A 17,928-nucleotide genomic window follows, 5' to 3' on the forward strand; every position below is an offset into this window, starting at 1 on the left:
AAGCGTCCTATTTCAGAGAGTTATCAATATAATTATTTACAACAGGTATAAATATTAGACATTTTGTGGAGTTTTTCCCCAAACAGACTAAAATAGACAAAAAAATAAAAAAAGACTTTGCATTATCAGCAAAACGCTGTAATATTCGCGCCACACCCAAGAGGTGTTACACGAAACATTGTGGCGGCTGTAGCTCAGTTGGTAGAGCCCTGGATTGTGATTCCGGTTGTCGTGGGTTCGAGCCCCATCAGTCGCCCCATCTCCCTTCTTATTCGTGTATCCTTTTTAAAACCTGCTTATTTAGTTTTTGTTTATTTTAAAATTGCTTTTATTTCCTTACTATAAGTTTAATTTATCTCTTTGTTTTCCTATACCTTATTTCATTTTTTATCATCACAGCAGTCCCCATAGCTACTTTACAATGATGAATAACCCTAAATGTCCATTGCTAACGGTGTGAAATAACTTATTCTGAAGGCAAAAAAAATGCCACCTAATTTAGGTGGCATTACACACGGGATTATTTCTACTTATAAATAGAAATTCTGTTTACTTATTTCCAGCTTCTCATTTTGTGACCTTTTAAAGCATAGAAAAGTATAAATATGTAACTTGGGATCATTAAGCTGTATGCGCCTTGCGCACCAAGACCAGCAACATTTCCCAAGCCAATAAGCAATGGACCTAAAGCACCACCGGCAATACCCATTATCAATAAGCCAGAAGCCGTGCCTGTTAGTCGACCAAGACCATCTAATGCCAGTGGCCAAATCGCAGGCCATACCATTGCATTAGCAAAACCTAGTAGTGCAATACACAATAACGGATCTGGTAGCTGAGGTCCACCAAAAGGCACCAACAATAGATTAGAAAGTGCAAAAGAGCTGTTATCACCCATCACGACAGCAAGCACAGTGATAATCCCTGCTATGCCAGACATCACCAAAGCATTTTGCTGAGACATAAAGCGAGGAATTAAGACAATACCAATTGCATAACCAAGCAGCATACAACCCATGGTATATGATGTCATAATAGAGTAATCAGCAATACCCAAATGCAGTGCATAAGAACCAATTGTATCCGCTGCAATAACTTCAACAGCAACATACAGTGCAATACCAATCACACCTAGCACTAGATGTGGGTGCTGTAAGGCTTCTCTCAATTCACCTTTTGATGTTTTACTTTCTTCTTCAAAAACCAAATCAGGTAAAGGTGCAAACTTTGCGAACAGTGCAAATAAAAATATTAAACCGGCAATTGCTAGGTAAGGTGCTATTAAGCTATTTGCCATCGCATCTTTTTGTTCTTGCGATAAACTTTCGCCACCATTAACAACTCCGCTCACCACAACAGCAGCAAATACAATAGGAACTATTACACCGGCTGACTTATTCAACAGACCCATAATACATACACGCACTGCCGCAGACTTTTCAGAACCCATTTTAACGACGTATGGGTTAACGGCAGTTTGCAATACAGTTTGACCAACACCGATTAATAGCTGCGCTAATAGAAATACTTCAATTGCCTGCATTTTTGCAGCAGGAATATAGAGTAGCGCTGACAAGGCCATGATCACACAGCCTACTGCCATACCATTTTTATATCCCACTTTTTTTATCACCATTGCAGATGGGATACCTGCAATCGTTACGGCAATATAAAATGACGATATAATAAATGATGCTTGTAACGGCGATAGTTCAAGCATCTGCTGTAGAAATGGAGTTATAGCACCGTTCAACCAGGTTATACACCCCAATATAAAAAACATAGAACCAGCCAGTGTCATCGGCAACCAGACACTCTGCTTCGCTTTTTCGTTCATATCCACTGTTGCTTCCATAATACTCTTCTTGTTGCAATAAAATCTTATGACAAGTTGTACATGTGACCACTTATCACAGGTACACGATATATGTTCTTTTTATGTCCGCTTTCCAAGGCTTAAAGCCTCGCAACTCTGTCGGTGCTGTAGATGAAAATGAGTTCAAACAACAAAAATGACAGCGCTGACATTTAACTTTACGTTAATTTTACACGTATTTCTAGTTAGAAATTATACTAAACTGGATTTAAAAAAGGGGCAAACGCCCCTGTTTTTATTTTTGATTTTCCGTATGTTTACTCTAAACCTGTAATTCGGCTATATTTTTTGCCGTCTAATGTGGTTCTTAAACGTACATCTGATGAATTAGCCACTGTCATCGGACCTGAATAAGTCTGCCAATATTTACCGGCATCCAGACTTACTTCAATCGTCAAAAATGAAAATGCACTATTGGCTAGTAGCTGACCATCTTTAATTACCGCACCTGGCACAGGTAAGTTCACATTCACACCATCTGAAACCAACCTGTTCAGTTCCTTTAACGCCAATGTTGCCGAAAACTCTTGCCAATCAGCTGCGCGCGCTTTTTCATTTGGCTGTTCACCTTCCCAGCTTGCTTTATGCCAAGCACGCTCAGCGACAGTCAATACACGCGGGAACATCATTGCCATGACCTGATCTTCAGTCCGGATCGTTTCGGTCCAAACCTGCCCTTGCATACCCAAGATATTTTCAGGTTTCTCCAACTTAGGCAGCGGCCTACCAACGAGTGCTTCTAAATTATCTATCGCTTCGCCATTACGTGTGAAGTCAGCATTTGCATAGACATCATCCGGCATATAGCTAAATGCTTTTTTAGTATCAGTGTATCTTGCAGCCCAATAATAGCCACGTTCAGCTGGGTGTGCTTCATAAGGATGGTCAAAGTACAAATGTGTGCCGTGAGAAAGAACTACCTGATAACCATCGTTGGCCAAACGATAAGCTCGATCTGCTACACCCCACTCCCAGATATTATCCCATACGTTAGCCGTAAAGACTTGATTAGGGAACTCATCACGTTTAAATGGGTTTACACGATCATACATCAGGCCATCTTCCCAAGCGCCAGGTGCGATCCCACGTTTAGCAAAGATTTTCGCGATGCGCTGCGTGAAGTAAGGTTTCAGATCCGCAGGCCCTGCAATGCCATTGTTCGCCACTTTAAATAAAGCATCACATGCAGGCGATTTCGTCCAAGAACCAGCACCAACTTCATCACCGCCAAAGTGTAAATTCTCCAAGCGAGTACCGGCTTCACGATACATGCCTTGCAACTCATAAGTCACTTTTTCAACGAACGCATATGTTGAGTCCATACATACATTGAATGAATTATCTGTATAATTCTGTACCGTCAAATATTCAGACTTATCCTCAGGATCACTTAATAGGAAAGCACGCGCTTCCGACTCTTTCCCCTGATCCATTAATCTATGGTATCTCGCTTCCATCGCTTTAATCGCTGCACGAGCATGACCAGGGCCTTCGATTTCAGGAATGATGTCTATGTGTCTAGCTTTCGCAAATTTAAGTAGCTCGATAAAGTCTGCGCGTGATAGATACCCATTTCCAGAACCCGTCTTAAATGGACCGGTACCTAGCTGAGTAAGCAAACATGAGCGCTCCTCTAAATCAAAGCAGCGATATCCCCCGATTTCCGATAGTTCAGGTAAGCCTGGGATCTCTAAACGCCAACCTTCGTCATCTGAAAAATGCCAGTGGAATTTATTGAGCTTGTAGCGTGCCATTTGCTCCACAAGCTTAAATAAAGCTTCTTTTCCATGGTAATTTCGCGCATTGTCATAATGCATACCACGCCAGCCATATCGCGGCGTATCATCAATTTCAACGTTTGGTGCTTCGACGCTGCCATCCTGCGTCTGGGTCAGTAATGCTAATAAGCTTTGGATCCCATAGAATACGCCTGCATTGTCTGCACCTATGATTTCAATTTTATCGTCGTCTATCTCTAGTTTATAGCTTCCAGATTGACGAGCATAGCGCTCATCATCAGCTTCAACTTTTAGAAAGATAGTTGAAACTTTACCAGCCGAGATATGATCCGCTTTTGCATCCAAAGTTAAACCTAATTCACTTAGGTCCTCTTGAAAAACAGCCACTTCTGATTTCAAGCGTCCTGCAAATCGAATTTGCCATTTATCGCTTAGCTGAGCTACACCGCGATTAAAATCAACATTTTGCGGTTTAGGAATAATACGTTTTAACGCAGCCTCTTTATCTACTTTTACACCGTGTGCGTTGTGCTCATAGCGCCAAGCAGCTGTAGCCAATGGAGAATAGTCTAGTGGCTCATTATGCCTTTTCAGTTGGTTTTCTCGCTCAATAGGTGCAACGAACGACAACATATCTTCTGTGTCTGTATTGGCAAAAATCACTGGTAAAGACTGACCCGATACAATGAATGCACGTGGCATAAAATCTGTATAAGCAGCAATCCAAGCTGCCGCTTCAAATTCAATTTTAAGTGATTCGTTCGCTGCTAACCCTGCAAACTCAGGAGTCGGAACAAAGCGGTGCAAATCACCATTCACATGCTCGATACGCAAACCTGCCGAAGCTAATGTCTTAATTTTTCTAACTGAATGCACATAGATCTGCCAATCACTTTCCCCTTTAGGCAAAGCAACATTCGAGCGATTTTCTAATTTCATAGAAGCGATGAAACTACCAGCACCACCATGGAAGTTATTTTCTACTGCAAAAGTGAGTTGTGTACCTTTAGCAAAGGTGTCTAGCTGAGGTTGTGAAAGCATAGCACTTGCGCCCCACGAGGCAGTGACCAGCGTCGTTGCAAACATATGCGCAAGCATATTTTTTCGTAGATTCATATTAGCTCCTAAAGGCTACTCCTTGAAACCACATTTTAGCAAAAGCTCCTCTCAAGCGTTACGCATTCTGAATTATACGATTTATGATATTGCGCAGCGATAGGATATATGTGGCCCAAATAAATAGCATTAACCAACTTATTGTTAGCTTTTCATCATATAGAAGAAAAAATGACAGCGCTATCAAATTTTAAAAAAGCCCGTTTATTCCACAAAAAAACCCGCTCAAGATTAACTCAAAGCGGGTTTTTATAGTCAGTTAACAGCTACCAGATCTTCACACGCTCTTCTGGTTTTTTATACATACCATCGCCTTCTTTCACATTAAATGCATCATGAAATTGTGGCATATTCGATAAAATACCAATTACGCGATATTCGCTTGGTGAATGAGAGTCAGTCATCAAACGGTTTCTCAATTCCTCCTCGCGGTATTCGCGACGCCAAATTTGTCCCCAACCCATAAAGAAACGTTGTGAGCCTGTATAACCGTCTATAACAGGTGCTTCTTTACCATTGAGTGACAATTTGTAGGCTTGATAAGCCACCGTTAAGCCGCCCAAGTCGCCAATATTTTCACCTAAGGTGAGTTCGCCATTAACATGTGCATCTTCAAACGGTCTGAAGCCATTAAATTGATTAACGAGTTGCTTTCCTCGTGCTTCAAACTGAGATAAATCACTGTCGGTCCACCAGTTCCTTAAATTACCATCACCATCATATTTAGCACCTTGATCGTCAAACCCGTGACCAATTTCATGCCCTATTACTGCACCAATTGCCCCATAGTTCACCGCATCATCAGCTTCTAAATTAAAGAATGGCGGTTGTAAGATCGCAGCAGGAAAGACGATTTCATTATTCACTGGATTGTAGTATGCGTTGACAGTCTGAGGAGTCATATACCACCTTGAACGATCTACAGGTTTATCCAAATCATCAATCATCGCACGTTGTGACCACTCGTTATAACGCACATAGTTACCGACTAAATCATCAGCACTCATTTCTAGTTCAGAGTAGTCACGCCATTTATCTGGGTACCCTATTTTAGGCGTAAACTTTGCCAGTTTTGTTTTGGCTGCAACTTTTGTCTCTGCGCTCATCCATTCCAACTCATCGATAGATGTATCAAAACCAAGGATCAAGTTGTCCACCATTTCTTGCATACGCGCTTTAGCTTCTGGTGGGAAGTGCTCTTTTACATAAATTTTGCCTAATAGTTCACCCAGTACGTCATTACTAGCATCGGCAGCCTTCTTCCACATGGGGGATTGGGCTTCCAACCCTCTTAGGGTTTTTCCATAAAAATCAAAGCGCAAATCAACAATCTTGCGCTCTAGTAATTCTGCATAATTACTTGCAAAGTGGAATGTAAAATAAGCGCGCCATACAGCAATATCTGTACTCTCTACAATAGTAGACAGCTGCGTAAAGTAGGATGGTTGCGAAACGATAACCTCTTCGGTATTGGCACCTAATGCTTTAAAGTAGGCAGCAATATCAAATCCAGCCATTTGCTTATCCAGCTCACTTACCGTAAGTTTATTATACGTTTTTGAGGCATCCCGGCTATCTACGCGCGTCCACTGTGCCTTCGCAATTTCTGTCTCTAAGGCGAGTATCTCACTTGCAGCTTGTTCAGCACCTTTTTCGTCGTAGCCAAACTCGAACAACATATTCGTAATATACGTTTTGTAAGCAGCCCGGTTGTTATTGAACTTTTCTGTGTTTTTAAGATAAAAATCACGATCTGGTAGACCAATACCAGATTGGTATAAATAGAATGCATTTTCCGTTGAGTTTTTGGCATCATTATATACATACCAAGAAAAAGGGGTTGTACCGCCTTGCAACTGTAGTTTAGCAATAAGTCCTGGCAGCTGAGATTTATTCGTTAATGCTGTAATAGGTGCTAAATAGTCATCCAATGCAGCCACGCCAATCTCTTCTCTTGCTAACTCATCCGTGTAACTTTTGTAAAACGCGCCTAATTTATATTCATCGCTTCCTGGAGTAGCAGAAGCATCTTTAGCTGCTTTTTCTAATATTACCTTTAACGCAGCTTGAGACTTTTCATGCAGCTCAGTAAATGAACCATAACTGGATTTGTCAGCAGGAATTTCTGTACGTGAAAACCACTTGCCGTTCACATGGCGATAGAAATCGTCTTGCGGGCGAATCGATTGGTCGATATTTTCAAGTTCAATGCCTGAGCTCAAGGTGTGTTGCTGTACAACTTCAGTTGTCGGTTTAGTTTGTGGCTGCTCACTACAGCCAACAAGGCCAAGTGCCAATGCCACACTAATTGCTGCGAATGTTTTACGCATATATACTGGCTCCTTAAAATACATATATAAATCATACATCGCAGCACATTAGATTAATATCTTAACGCCACAATCAATTGTAACTGCTTATTTAGATGTTGATAAAGCTTCAATAATTGCCACATTAGCAGGCGGAAACGCCAACTTTCTTAGCTGGTTGAGATCCACCCATTGTGACGGTTGTCCTTCAAGTCCCCTAGCTTCGCCTGTAAAGTCTTCAACGATATGAACAACGAGTCTAACCGCTTTATCACCATAATCGTGCTCAATGGTCATCAAATGTACTGAACTTTTAACTTCAATACCTATCTCTTCAGCAAGCTCCCGGGCAAGCGCTTGCTCTACACTTTCATTTTGCTCAACCTTGCCGCCAGGGAATTCCCAAAGCCCGCCTTGATGCTGTTCATCACTGCGTTTACAAACAAAATATTGACCTTCTTTAAGAACGACACCAACAGCCACATTGACTATTTTTTTACTCATCATTATATCCCATAAAAAAAGCGACCTAAGGTCGCTTTTACATAAAAAGATGTATGTGCGCTTAGCTTAATTTGCCACAGCACTGCTTATATTTTTTCCCAGAACCACAAGGACAAGGCTCGTTTCGACCGACCTTCGGCTCTGCACGTGCTGCAACGGCAGCTCCTTGGGGAGCTTCACCACCAACCGTTTCAGCTTCTTCATGCTGATACTGCCTTGGCATTTGCTCACTGCGACGATGTTGCGCTTCAACCTTTTCAACATCTTCTTCAGCACGTACCTGTACTTTACTTAGCACACCAACGACATCAACCTTCAAGGTCTCAAGCATATTAGAGAATAATTCAAATGACTCGCGTTTGTACTCTTGTTTAGGATTCTTCTGCGCATAACCGCGTAAGTGAATGCCCTGACGCAAGTGGTCCATAGCCGCTAAATGATCTTTCCAATGTTGATCTAGGCTTTGCAACATAACCGCTTTTTCAAAGTGACGAAGTACTTCTACACCTACTTGCTCTTCTTTTTGCTTATATGCTTTTTCAGCTTCCTCAACAATACGCTCTCGTAATGACTCTTCGTATAACTTACTGTCTTCCTCAAGCCATTTAGCAATAGGTAGCTCTAATAATAAATCAGCTTTTAAGCGCTCTTCAAGGCCTGGAATGTCCCACATTTCAGCCAAACTTTGTGGTGGAATAAAGCGATCAATTGTCCCATTGAGTACGTCACTACGGATAGCATTCACCGTTTCTGAGATATCACCTTCTTCAAGCAGCTCGTTACGCTGTTCATACACAACGCGACGTTGATCGTTAGCAACATCATCATATTCAAGAAGCTGCTTACGGATATCGAAGTTTCGTGCTTCAACTTTACGCTGCGCATTTTCAATCGCTCGGTTAACCCATGGGTGTTCAATTGCTTCACCACGCTGCATCCCAAGTTTGCGCATCATTGTTGTCATACGTTCACCTGCGAAAATACGCATCAACGCATCATCCATAGACAAGTAGAAACGACTCGAACCAGCATCACCTTGACGGCCTGAACGACCTCGTAATTGATTATCTATACGGCGTGATTCATGACGCTCTGTACCGATGATATGTAAGCCGCCAGCTTCAAGCACCTTATCATGAAGCTCTTTCCACTTCGCTTTCGCTTGAGCAATTTGGTCTTCTGTAGGGTTCTCAATTTTTGCAATGTCATTTTGCCAGTTACCGCCTAATACGATATCGGTACCACGGCCTGCCATATTTGTTGCAATGGTCACGTTACCAGGCAAACCAGCATCAGCAATAATATCCGCTTCTTGCGCATGGAATTTAGCATTAAGCACATTATGCTCGATTTTCTCTTTGCGTAAGAAATGAGATAAATATTCAGAGCTTTCAATCGAAATAGTACCGACCAATACTGGCTGTCCGCGCTTTTGACAGTCTCTAATATCCGTTAAAATCGCTTCAAATTTTTCTTCTTGTGTTAAATATACTAAATCTGCACGATCATCACGGATCATCGGTTTATTTGTCGGAATAACGACTGTATCAAGGCCATAAATAGACTGGAATTCAAAAGCTTCTGTATCAGCTGTTCCTGTCATACCAGACAGCTTTTCATATAAACGGAAGTAATTCTGGAACGTAATCGAAGCTAATGTCTGGTTTTCATTCTGAATACGTACACCTTCTTTTGCTTCAACAGCTTGGTGTAACCCTTCTGACCAACGACGCCCTTCCATCGTACGACCAGTGTGTTCATCAACGATGATAACTTCGTTATCCTTTACAACATAATCTACATCTTTTTGATACAACTTATGCGCTCGCAATGCCGCGTAGACATGGCTAAGCAGAGTAATATTCCCCGCAGAGTATAAAGAGTCATCTTCCTCAATTAGGCCATGCTTAATCAGTAACTCTTCAACATTGACTTGACCACGCTCTGTTAAATGAGCTTGTTTAGATTTTTCATCAATCGTGTAGTCGCCATCACCTTCCACACCTTCTTCATCTTCTTTTTCTTGTTGGACTAGTTCAGGGACTATTTTATTGATTTGAGTATATAGCTCAGAGCTGTCTTCGGCTGGGCCTGAAATGATGAGTGGCGTTCTGGCTTCATCAATTAAGATTGAGTCAACTTCATCCACAACAGCATAATTTAAAGGGCGTTGCACTCGCTCTTCAATGCTGAACGCCATATTGTCACGCAAATAATCAAAACCAAATTCATTATTCGTTCCGTACGTAATATCTGCCGCATACGCTTCTTTCTTCTGCGCAGGCATCATACCTGGGATATTGCAACCAACACTCAAACCTAAAAACTCAAACAACGGACGGTTGTTTTCAGCATCACGTTTAGCCAAATAATCATTTACGGTAATAACATGAACACCTTTGCCTGTTAAACCATTTAGATATGCAGGTAACGTTGCTGTAAGGGTTTTACCCTCACCTGTACGCATCTCAGAAATACGGCCTTGATGCAGCACCATACCGCCTATCATTTGCACGTCAAAATGACGCATTTCAAAGACGCGTTTTGAGGCCTCACGAACTGTAGCGAATGCTTCAGGAAGTAATTCGTCTAAGCTGGTTCCTTGCTCAAATCTTTGTCTAAACTCTGCTGTTTTTGCTTTAAGTTCTTCATCAGATAGCTTGCTATACTGCTCTTCTAAAGCATTAACTAAAGCGACCGTTTTGCGTAAATTTTTGATCATCCGGTCGTTACGGCTACCAAAAATCTTGGTAAAAATTTTAGTTATCATGTTTAAACCATTTCAATCTTATGTTTGTAAGCCCGTGCATTCGCGTATTCCCAAAAGGCTTACTAAGTCCTGTTGGCGACAAAGTCGTGTTTGTGCTGTGTGCCGAGTTAAATTTATACCTATCATACCAGACTATGCGCATCTGCAAACCACCTAAGCGAAAACTGTTCCCATTTAATAACATATCTGTCGCAAAGGCGTTTCAAGAATACACGTAATAACGCATATGATCACTTAAATATTACCCATCGGATATGACGGTATTGTTTGGTAATTATGCAGATATGGGGATAACTACTCGAAACTTCAAGTACAGTGGAAAAAGCTGGTTTTTTCTTCCGAGTATCTGCTTGGTTTTAACAATAGGTAGCGATACCAATTACTAAAAATCAGGTAGAATATACGTCATAATAAAACGAATGTGAAAAGCGACGACAATTTAAAACGTGGTCATTTATTGTCTATTGGTGGAGGTGCGACATGGCAAAAAATAGATTTGATCCAAAATCGCTCTCTGAGCTAGCTCCAAAATGGTCTAATAAAATATCCAGCTATGTTGAAAAGGCACAGGATATTGCAGCCTTACAAGCCCCGTTGAATAAAGCGTTAGGTCCTATTTTAAGTAAAAAATGTAGAGTCTCTAATTATCACAATGGTACTTTGTGTATTGAGGCCGCTTCTGCCACTTTGGCTACTCGACTTGGTTATCTAAAAATGGAAATTTTATCTGAATTTAGACAATCTGGATTTCATGACTGTAGCCAAGTTAAAATCACCACAAACCCCGAAGCACAGCAACGTTTGTCACAACGCCAAGTACGCACACAACCCAAATCGGAAAAACAACATAAACTAAGTGAGTCTACAGCAGAGCAACTCACTATGTTGGCTGAATCAGCTCCCGAAGGCCTCAAAGAAAAACTTTTAAAACTCGCCAGGCACGCAAAAAAGTAAGCTATTTCATTACAGCGAAGACAAAAAAAATGACGCTTTCGCGTCATTTCTTATCCTGCAACAACCTGTTGACCAGCTTCCAACCCTGGGGCTGGCATTGTCACTGGTTCATCAAAGGTTACCCACTCCCACGCTTGCTCATTGGCCATCACTTCGCGTAGTAGTTTATTATTTAAACCATGACCTGATTTATAACACGTTACTTTGCCGAGAATATTATGCCCCGTCATAAACAAGTCACCAACACAGTCTAAAATCTTGTGTTTAACAAACTCATCTTTATAACGTAAGCCATTCGGGTTGAGTACTTTAAAGTCATCTAACACAACTGCATTATCCATGCTACCACCCAATGCTAGGTTATTAGCATGCATATACTCAATGTCTTTCATAAAGCCAAAAGTACGTGCTCGGCTTATCTCTTCAGTGAAGCTTTGTGCTGTGATATCCAAGCCAATACGCTGACGACTTGCGTTGATAGCTGGGTGGTCAAAGGCAATCTCAAAGTCAATATGAAAGCCGTCATAAGGCTCAATCTCTGCCCACTTATCACCTTCTTCAACACGCACAGCTTCTTTAATTCGAATAAAACGCTTAGCAGAATTTAACTCGGCAATACCGCCTTTTTGCAGCAAATAAATAAATGGTAATGCACTACCATCCATAATTGGTACTTCAGAACTGTCGAGTTCAACAATCAAGTTATCAATACCTAAAGCCGCAACCGCTGCTATCAAATGCTCGGTTGTAGAAAGGCGAACACCATCTTTGTTGGTTAAACAAGTACATAATTGCGTATCACCCACAGCTTCAGGGGTTGTCTCAAAATCGACAACTGGGTCTAGATCTACGCGACGAAATACAACACCTGTATTTGCGCTCGCAGGTCGGAGAGTGATCGTGACCTTTTCACCTTTGTGTAAACCTACACCTGTGGCTTTAACAACTTCAGCAATTGTACGTTGTTTAATCATATATTCGCCCACTTTAAGTTAATAGACCGCGGAGTGTATCATATTTAACACCCCTTGCCAATCGGTCGTTATTTATCCTAGTCTGACTGTTTTCTCAAAAATGCTGGGATATCGAAATAATCACCTTTTTCTTTCTCACCAGACTCTTTTGGTTGCTCAGTCGTTTTGATCGATTCTTTTACTGACGCAGTATTAGATTCAACATTAAAGCCCGAACCTGCATCATTGTTTTGTTGTGTCTCAACAGGCTTGTTTCCTGCACCACCAAAACTTGGTACAAAATCGTCATTGGTATGACTTGGTCCATGAGTACCCGTTGCAGCTTGTCCAGCAAGCCCTTGAATGCCTTTGTCTACGATGCCAAATTGAGGCTTACGTTCGCCACCTAATCCCGTCGCGACAACAGTCACTCTTAACTCATCGCTCATTTCAGGATCAATAACCGCACCCACTACAACAGTCGCATTTTCAGATGCCAACGCTTTAACGTGATTACCAACCACTTCAAATTCTTCAATGGTGATATCCATGCCAGCTGTAATATTAACAAGAATGCCTTTTGCACCTGTCAGGTCAACATCCTCAAGTAATGGGCTTGAGATTGCCGCTTCTGCAGCTTCTTGTGCCCTATCAGGTCCTGACGCCGCAGCAGTACCCATCATGGCCGTGCCCATCGCTGACATTACAGTTCTTACATCAGCAAAGTCGACATTAATCAGACCTGAACGAGTAATCAACTCTGCAATACCTTGTACGGCACCATACAAAACGTCATTCGCTTTCGCAAACGCGTCTAATAATGTAGTTCCTTTGCCAAGCACTTTCAGTAACTTGTTGTTAGGAATTGTAATAAGCGAGTCTACAATTTCAGACAGTTCTCCGATACCATGATCGGCAGCCGCCATGCGCTTTTTCCCTTCCAAGTCAAATGGACGAGTAACAACCGCAACAGTCAAAATACCCAGTTCTTTAGCCACGCGTGCAACCACAGGTGCTGCACCTGTGCCTGTACCGCCACCCATACCTGCTGCAATAAACACCATGTCTGCACCTTCAAGGCTTGCCTTGATTGTTTCAACATCTTCCTCTGCGGCATTTTTACCTACTTCAGGGTTGGCACCAGCGCCTAAGCCCTGCGTAATTTGCGTGCCTAACTGTACTGTCACATCTGCAGATGATTTTCTCAGTGCTTGTGCGTCAGTATTCGCGACGATGAAGCGCACACCTTCAATTTCTTGTTTTACCATGTGCTCAACAGCGTTACCGCCGCCGCCGCCAACACCAATTACTTTTATTACGGCTTCTTCGCCGTGTTGCTCCATAATATCAAACATCTTCACTCTCCGACTTGAGCTTTAAAACTCACCTTGGAACCATTTAGTTACTCGGCTCCACCAACCATCTTCGGCATCTACCTTCGCCTTTTGTGCATTTTTGGCTTGCAGCGTTCGGCCATATTGTAACAAACCTACCGCTGTTGCATATGCCGGATCATCAACATAATCTGTTAATCCCGTGATCCCAACAGGTTTTCCTATCCTTACAGGCATTTGGAAGATGTCTTCTGCGACTTCCAAAGCCCCTTTCATTTTGGCGCTGCCACCTGTCATGACAACCCCAGCCGCAATTTGATCTTCAAATCCTGAGCGACGAATCTCTTCTTGAACTAATTCAAATAGCTCTCTAAACCTTGGTTCAACCACTTCTGACAACGTATGACGTGACATGATACGTGACGGTCGACCACCCACGCTTGGTACTTCAATGGTTTCTTCAACACTTGCCATTTGACTGCTGGCAAAAGCGTATTGTACCTTCAAAGACTCTGCATGTGAGAGAGGTGTTCTAAATATTTTTGCAATATCGCCGGTGACCTGATTACCAGCAACTGGAATAACTGCAGTATGACGAAGTGCGCCATTGACATAAATAGCAATATCCATGGTACCGCCACCGATATCAACAACTGCTGCACCTAATTCTTTTTCATCTTCTGTCAAAACTGAATAGCAAGAAGCTAAAGCAGTAAACGTGAGCTGATCGACCTCTAAACCGCAGCGTTCAACACATTTTTCTATGTTCTTCGCCATATCATTTGAACATGTAATGATATGTGCTTTGGCCTCCATTCGAACACCACTCATGCCCAATGGGTTTTTAATCCCCTCTTGCATATCAATGCTGTACTCTTGAGGTAACGAATGTAGCATCTTTCTCTCGGCTGAAATTGGAACTGAACGTGCAATATGAATAACATTTGCAATATCATCATCCGTTACTTCCGCGTTATTAATAGCAACGACACCACTTTCATTCTGGCATTGAATATGTTTACCTGATATCCCCAAATACACCGAACTAATTCTACAATCCGCCATTAGCTCAGCTTCATCAATCGCTCGTTTTATTGAATCAGATACCAAGTTAAGGTCGTTTACACCACCCTTATCCATACCGTGCGCAACTTGGTTACCAACGCCAACAATACTTAATTGATTATCAGATGTGATCTCACCGACAGTGGCCACTACTTTAGCAGTGCCTACATCAAGTCCTATCACTAAGTTTCTTTCTGCTGACTTGGTCATGCTTTACTCTTATCTTTATTCTCTTGTATCTGGGGGTATCTCCAGCTCACCGCCAGCCCTGTATCATAACGCAAATCGATCACATCAAGCAGTGCTCCGTCAGGTCTTTCTAACAATGGATACACATCTATGAACCGTTGCACTCTTTTAGCCTTTTCTTCTCTGCCTAAATTGAGCTTGATGCCATTTTTTAGCCATAACTGCCAAGCAAATCGCTCTGACAATGCTAGGCTTGTTAATTCAAACGAATTGACCGCTAACATTTCTTTTAACTGTAAAAACGTTTCCCAAGCTTCTGATTCACTGCCCTCTGGCCCATATAGCTGAGGTAGATTAGTAGATAACTTGTCACTGTCCGCTTGGAATATTATGCCGTTCACATTTAAAAGTGAGTCACTATTCCAATAAGCTACAGGTTTGTGCTCTACCACATATACTTGGATTGTATCTGGCCACTGTTTACGTACCGATACGCTCGCAACCCAAGGTAGCCCTTTCACAGCTTGTTGCACAGCTTTCACGTTCAATTGAAAAAAACTTGTTAAATCAGTTCTCTTTATCGCTTCAACGATCTCTCTTTCATCAGTATAAAGAGGGTCTCCTAATACTGTTAAAGTCTTGATTTGTGCATCTCTATGCTCAACCAACCAATCGCTAACCCAATTTATGCTGTGTACTAGCACCAATAAAACGCTGAAAAAAAAGCTTACACCCAACACTCTGGGCCAATTAAAGCCTCTGATCGATGTAAACGCTTTTTTCATATTGGCGCGCATATTATAACGTTTGCTCCAAAATGCGAACGACTAACTGCTCAAAGCTAATACCCTCTGATTTTGCAGCTTTAGGCACCAAAGACGTTTCAGTCATCCCAGGTACTGTATTTACTTCTAATAAATAAAATTGACCATTCGCATCTTGCATCGCATCAACACGGCCCCAACCACTCGCACCAACTAACTCAAATGCATGTAACGACATGACCTGAAGCTGTTCTGTATGTGCAGGGTTTAATTCAGCAGGACAAATATACTCTGTTGAATTTTCTTTATATTTAGCTTGGTAGTCGTAAAACCCTCGCGGCGTACGCATTTCAATAACAGGCAATGCTTCACCATCTAATATGCTCACCGTAAATTCACGCCCTTCAATCCACTGCTCTACCAACACCTGATTATCAAATTTAAAGGCCGCATTTAATGCTTCTATTAATGAGGTTTCATCATGCGCCTTCGCCATACCAACACTGGACCCCTCATGACTTGGCTTTACCATCACTTGCCCAAGTTCGTTTATAATGGCCTTGGCATCATAGCCACTGTGCCTGTCGACAACGGCATATCTAGCAGTACTAAGCTTTGCGGATTCAAATAAGTGCTTACAGCGAATTTTATCCATAGCCAAAGCACTTCCCAGCACCCCGCTACCAGTATATGGGATCCCCATAAACTCCAGTGCACCTTGCACCGTGCCATCTTCGCCGCCTCTGCCATGCAAAGCAATAAAAACACGTTTAACATTCAGTGAAGTAAGCTCAGAAACACTACGCTGTGCCGGATCAAATGCAATAACATCAACCCCTTGCTTTTTAAGCGCTTCGACAATTGCATTCCCAGAAGCTAATGACACCTCTCGTTCTGCTGAACTGCCACCAAGTAAAACAGCTACTTTACCAAATTTACTCATTGCTTCCCCGCTTTTAAATTTTGCTTCGATAACTCAGTCGCTGCTAGCTGCTTAACTATCTGGCCAATATTACCAGCCCCTTGAGTAATCACTAAATCTTTGTCTTGGATCACATCCCCTAATATGTGTTGCAGTTCACCGTGATCTGCTACATGAATAGGTTCAACACCACGCTGTCTTAGGCTTCGACACAATGCTTTACTGTCTGCACCAACAATTGGCGTCTCACCTGCCGCATATACATCTAGAAGAATTAATTGATCGACGTCTGCGAGGACTTTAACAAACTCTTCATACAAATCTCTCGTGCGCGTATATCGGTGAGGCTGATATAACATGACTAGTCGCTTATCTGGCCAACCCGCACGCGCAGCTTGAATAGTTACAGCCACTTCAGACGGATGATGTCCATAATCATCAACTAACATGACTTCACCTGAATCATTATTAAAAGTGCCATAATGCTGGAAACGACGCCCTATGCCTGCAAACTCTTTGAGTGCAGTTTGTATGGCTAAACATTCAATATCGTGATCTTTAGCAATCGCAATTGCTGCCGTTGCATTTAGTGCATTGTGTTTACCTGGCATATTAAGCGTAATATCAATGCTTTGCCCCGACTTATGTAATACCGTAAAGTTGCAACTTCCCACATATTGCACATAGTCGGTCATGCGGTAATCCGCATCTTCCGACTCACCATAGGTGATTGTCGGCCTTGCAAATCTAGGCAGAAGCTCGCGGACAACTGGTGAATCAATACACACAACCGCTAAACCGTAAAATGGTAAGTTTTGAATAAAGTCGATATAGGTATCTTTTAACTTTTCAAAGTCACCACCATAGGTGTCCATATGATCGGCTTCAATATTCGTAATCACCGATGCCATAGGCTGTAAATGTAAAAAAGACGCATCACTTTCATCTGCCTCAGCGATTAGTACATCACTGCTACCCACTTTGGCGTTACTGCCCGCGCTATTAAGTAAGCCGCCTATAATGAATGTTGGATCAAGCTGAGCCTCTGCAAAAATACTCGCAACAAGGCTTGTTGTCGTCGTTTTACCATGCGTACCGGCAACTGCAATTCCATGCCTAAAACGCATTAACTCTGCCAACATCTCTGCACGCCTCACCACAGGAATACGTGCTTGTTGAGCTGCAACAACCTCTGGATTACTAGTGTCAATCGCACTAGATACAACAACAACATTCGCATCCGTCACATTAGAAGCATCATGACCAATAAAGATCTCAGCGCCAACTTTTAACAAGCGCTCCGTCATAGCATTTTGCGCAATATCTGAGCCTGTGATCCGGTAACCTTCATAGGCTAACACTTCTGCTATACCGCCCATACCCGCACCACCAATTCCGATGAAATGGATAGTATTGATGCGTCTCATAGCCCG

At 42.2% G+C, this 17,928-nt stretch carries 12 protein-coding genes and 1 tRNA gene; 2 read left to right on the forward strand and 11 right to left on the reverse strand.

Annotation, left to right across the window (positions count from 1 at the left end):
* Positions 1 to 183: 183 nt before the first annotated feature.
* Positions 184 to 259, forward strand: a tRNA-His gene (locus tag S4054249_RS18705).
* A 294-nt stretch (positions 260 to 553) separates the two neighbouring features.
* Here S4054249_RS18705 and nagP read toward each other — a convergent pair.
* The 5 genes from nagP to secA form a co-directional block, all read right to left on the reverse strand.
* The gene (gene nagP / locus S4054249_RS18710; RefSeq protein ID WP_046355730.1) at positions 554 to 1,855 is read right to left on the reverse strand and encodes an N-acetylglucosamine MFS transporter NagP; all 1,302 of its coding nucleotides are present in this window, start codon (positions 1,853 to 1,855) and stop codon (positions 554 to 556) included.
* A 278-nt stretch (positions 1,856 to 2,133) separates the two neighbouring features.
* A complete protein-coding gene (locus tag S4054249_RS18715; protein WP_046355731.1) occupies positions 2,134 to 4,731 on the reverse strand; it encodes a family 20 glycosylhydrolase in 2,598 nt (865 codons plus the stop codon).
* 266 nt (positions 4,732 to 4,997) lie between these two features.
* The gene (locus S4054249_RS18720; RefSeq protein WP_046355732.1) at positions 4,998 to 7,061 is read right to left on the reverse strand and encodes a M13 family metallopeptidase; all 2,064 of its coding nucleotides are present in this window, start codon (positions 7,059 to 7,061) and stop codon (positions 4,998 to 5,000) included.
* Positions 7,062 to 7,148: 87 nt separating this feature from the next.
* Positions 7,149 to 7,544, reverse strand: coding sequence for an 8-oxo-dGTP diphosphatase MutT (gene mutT / locus S4054249_RS18725; protein WP_046355733.1), 396 nt, complete (start codon positions 7,542 to 7,544; stop codon positions 7,149 to 7,151).
* A 61-nt stretch (positions 7,545 to 7,605) separates the two neighbouring features.
* Positions 7,606 to 10,314 (reverse strand): preprotein translocase subunit SecA, encoded by a 2,709-nt coding sequence (gene secA, locus S4054249_RS18730; protein ID WP_046355734.1) that lies wholly within the window; start codon positions 10,312 to 10,314, stop codon positions 7,606 to 7,608.
* A gap of 480 nt (positions 10,315 to 10,794) precedes the next feature.
* On the opposite strand from secA, the gene S4054249_RS18735 reads away from it, so the two are divergent.
* Entirely contained in the window at positions 10,795 to 11,268 is a 474-nt protein-coding gene (locus S4054249_RS18735) for a DUF721 domain-containing protein (RefSeq protein ID WP_046355735.1), read from the forward strand.
* A 50-nt stretch (positions 11,269 to 11,318) separates the two neighbouring features.
* On the opposite strand, the gene lpxC is transcribed toward S4054249_RS18735, so the two are convergent.
* The 6 genes from lpxC to murC form a co-directional block, all read right to left on the reverse strand.
* Positions 11,319 to 12,242: a UDP-3-O-acyl-N-acetylglucosamine deacetylase gene (gene lpxC, locus S4054249_RS18740; protein ID WP_046355736.1), complete on the reverse strand. Its 924-nt coding sequence runs from the start codon at positions 12,240 to 12,242 to the stop codon at positions 11,319 to 11,321.
* A 77-nt stretch (positions 12,243 to 12,319) separates the two neighbouring features.
* Entirely contained in the window at positions 12,320 to 13,576 is a 1,257-nt protein-coding gene (gene ftsZ / locus S4054249_RS18745) for a cell division protein FtsZ (RefSeq protein WP_046355737.1), read from the reverse strand.
* 21 nt (positions 13,577 to 13,597) lie between these two features.
* Complete coding sequence (gene ftsA, locus S4054249_RS18750) at positions 13,598 to 14,830, reverse strand: cell division protein FtsA (protein ID WP_039608215.1); 1,233 nt, start codon at positions 14,828 to 14,830, stop codon at positions 13,598 to 13,600.
* On the reverse strand, positions 14,827 to 15,606 hold the full coding sequence (locus S4054249_RS18755; RefSeq protein ID WP_046355738.1) for a cell division protein FtsQ/DivIB: 780 nt from the start codon (positions 15,604 to 15,606) through the stop codon (positions 14,827 to 14,829). Before S4054249_RS18755 ends, ftsA begins: the two co-directional genes overlap by 4 nt.
* A 1-nt stretch (position 15,607) precedes the next feature.
* Positions 15,608 to 16,516, reverse strand: coding sequence for a D-alanine--D-alanine ligase (locus S4054249_RS18760; protein ID WP_046355739.1), 909 nt, complete (start codon positions 16,514 to 16,516; stop codon positions 15,608 to 15,610).
* Complete coding sequence (murC, locus tag S4054249_RS18765; RefSeq protein WP_230851924.1) at positions 16,513 to 17,922, reverse strand: UDP-N-acetylmuramate--L-alanine ligase; 1,410 nt, start codon at positions 17,920 to 17,922, stop codon at positions 16,513 to 16,515. The genes S4054249_RS18760 and murC overlap by 4 nt, the downstream gene beginning before the upstream one ends.
* Between the last annotated feature and the right edge of the window lie 6 nt (positions 17,923 to 17,928).

Origin of the sequence: Pseudoalteromonas luteoviolacea, assembly GCF_001750165.1 — a bacterium.
GTDB lineage: Bacteria > Pseudomonadota > Gammaproteobacteria > Enterobacterales > Alteromonadaceae > Pseudoalteromonas > Pseudoalteromonas luteoviolacea_G.

Excerpts from the sequence above, each read along its gene's own strand:
- S4054249_RS18760 (WP_046355739.1), bottom strand. The coding sequence starts at position 16,516 with ATGAGTAAATTTGGTAAAGTAGCTGTTTTACTTGGTGGCAGTTCAGCA.
- S4054249_RS18720 (WP_046355732.1), bottom strand. The coding sequence starts at position 7,061 with ATGCGTAAAACATTCGCAGCAATTAGTGTGGCATTGGCACTTGGCCTT.
- S4054249_RS18715 (WP_046355731.1), bottom strand. The coding sequence starts at position 4,731 with ATGAATCTACGAAAAAATATGCTTGCGCATATGTTTGCAACGACGCTG.
- S4054249_RS18755 (WP_046355738.1), bottom strand. The coding sequence starts at position 15,606 with ATGCGCGCCAATATGAAAAAAGCGTTTACATCGATCAGAGGCTTTAAT.
- mutT (WP_046355733.1), bottom strand. The coding sequence starts at position 7,544 with ATGAGTAAAAAAATAGTCAATGTGGCTGTTGGTGTCGTTCTTAAAGAA.
- secA (WP_046355734.1), bottom strand. The coding sequence starts at position 10,314 with ATGATAACTAAAATTTTTACCAAGATTTTTGGTAGCCGTAACGACCGG.
- ftsZ (WP_046355737.1), bottom strand. The coding sequence starts at position 13,576 with ATGTTTGATATTATGGAGCAACACGGCGAAGAAGCCGTAATAAAAGTA.
- lpxC (WP_046355736.1), bottom strand. The coding sequence starts at position 12,242 with ATGATTAAACAACGTACAATTGCTGAAGTTGTTAAAGCCACAGGTGTA.
- ftsA (WP_039608215.1), bottom strand. The coding sequence starts at position 14,830 with ATGACCAAGTCAGCAGAAAGAAACTTAGTGATAGGACTTGATGTAGGC.
- nagP (WP_046355730.1), bottom strand. The coding sequence starts at position 1,855 with ATGGAAGCAACAGTGGATATGAACGAAAAAGCGAAGCAGAGTGTCTGG.
- murC (WP_230851924.1), bottom strand. The coding sequence starts at position 17,922 with ATGAGACGCATCAATACTATCCATTTCATCGGAATTGGTGGTGCGGGT.
- S4054249_RS18735 (WP_046355735.1), top strand. The coding sequence starts at position 10,795 with ATGGCAAAAAATAGATTTGATCCAAAATCGCTCTCTGAGCTAGCTCCA.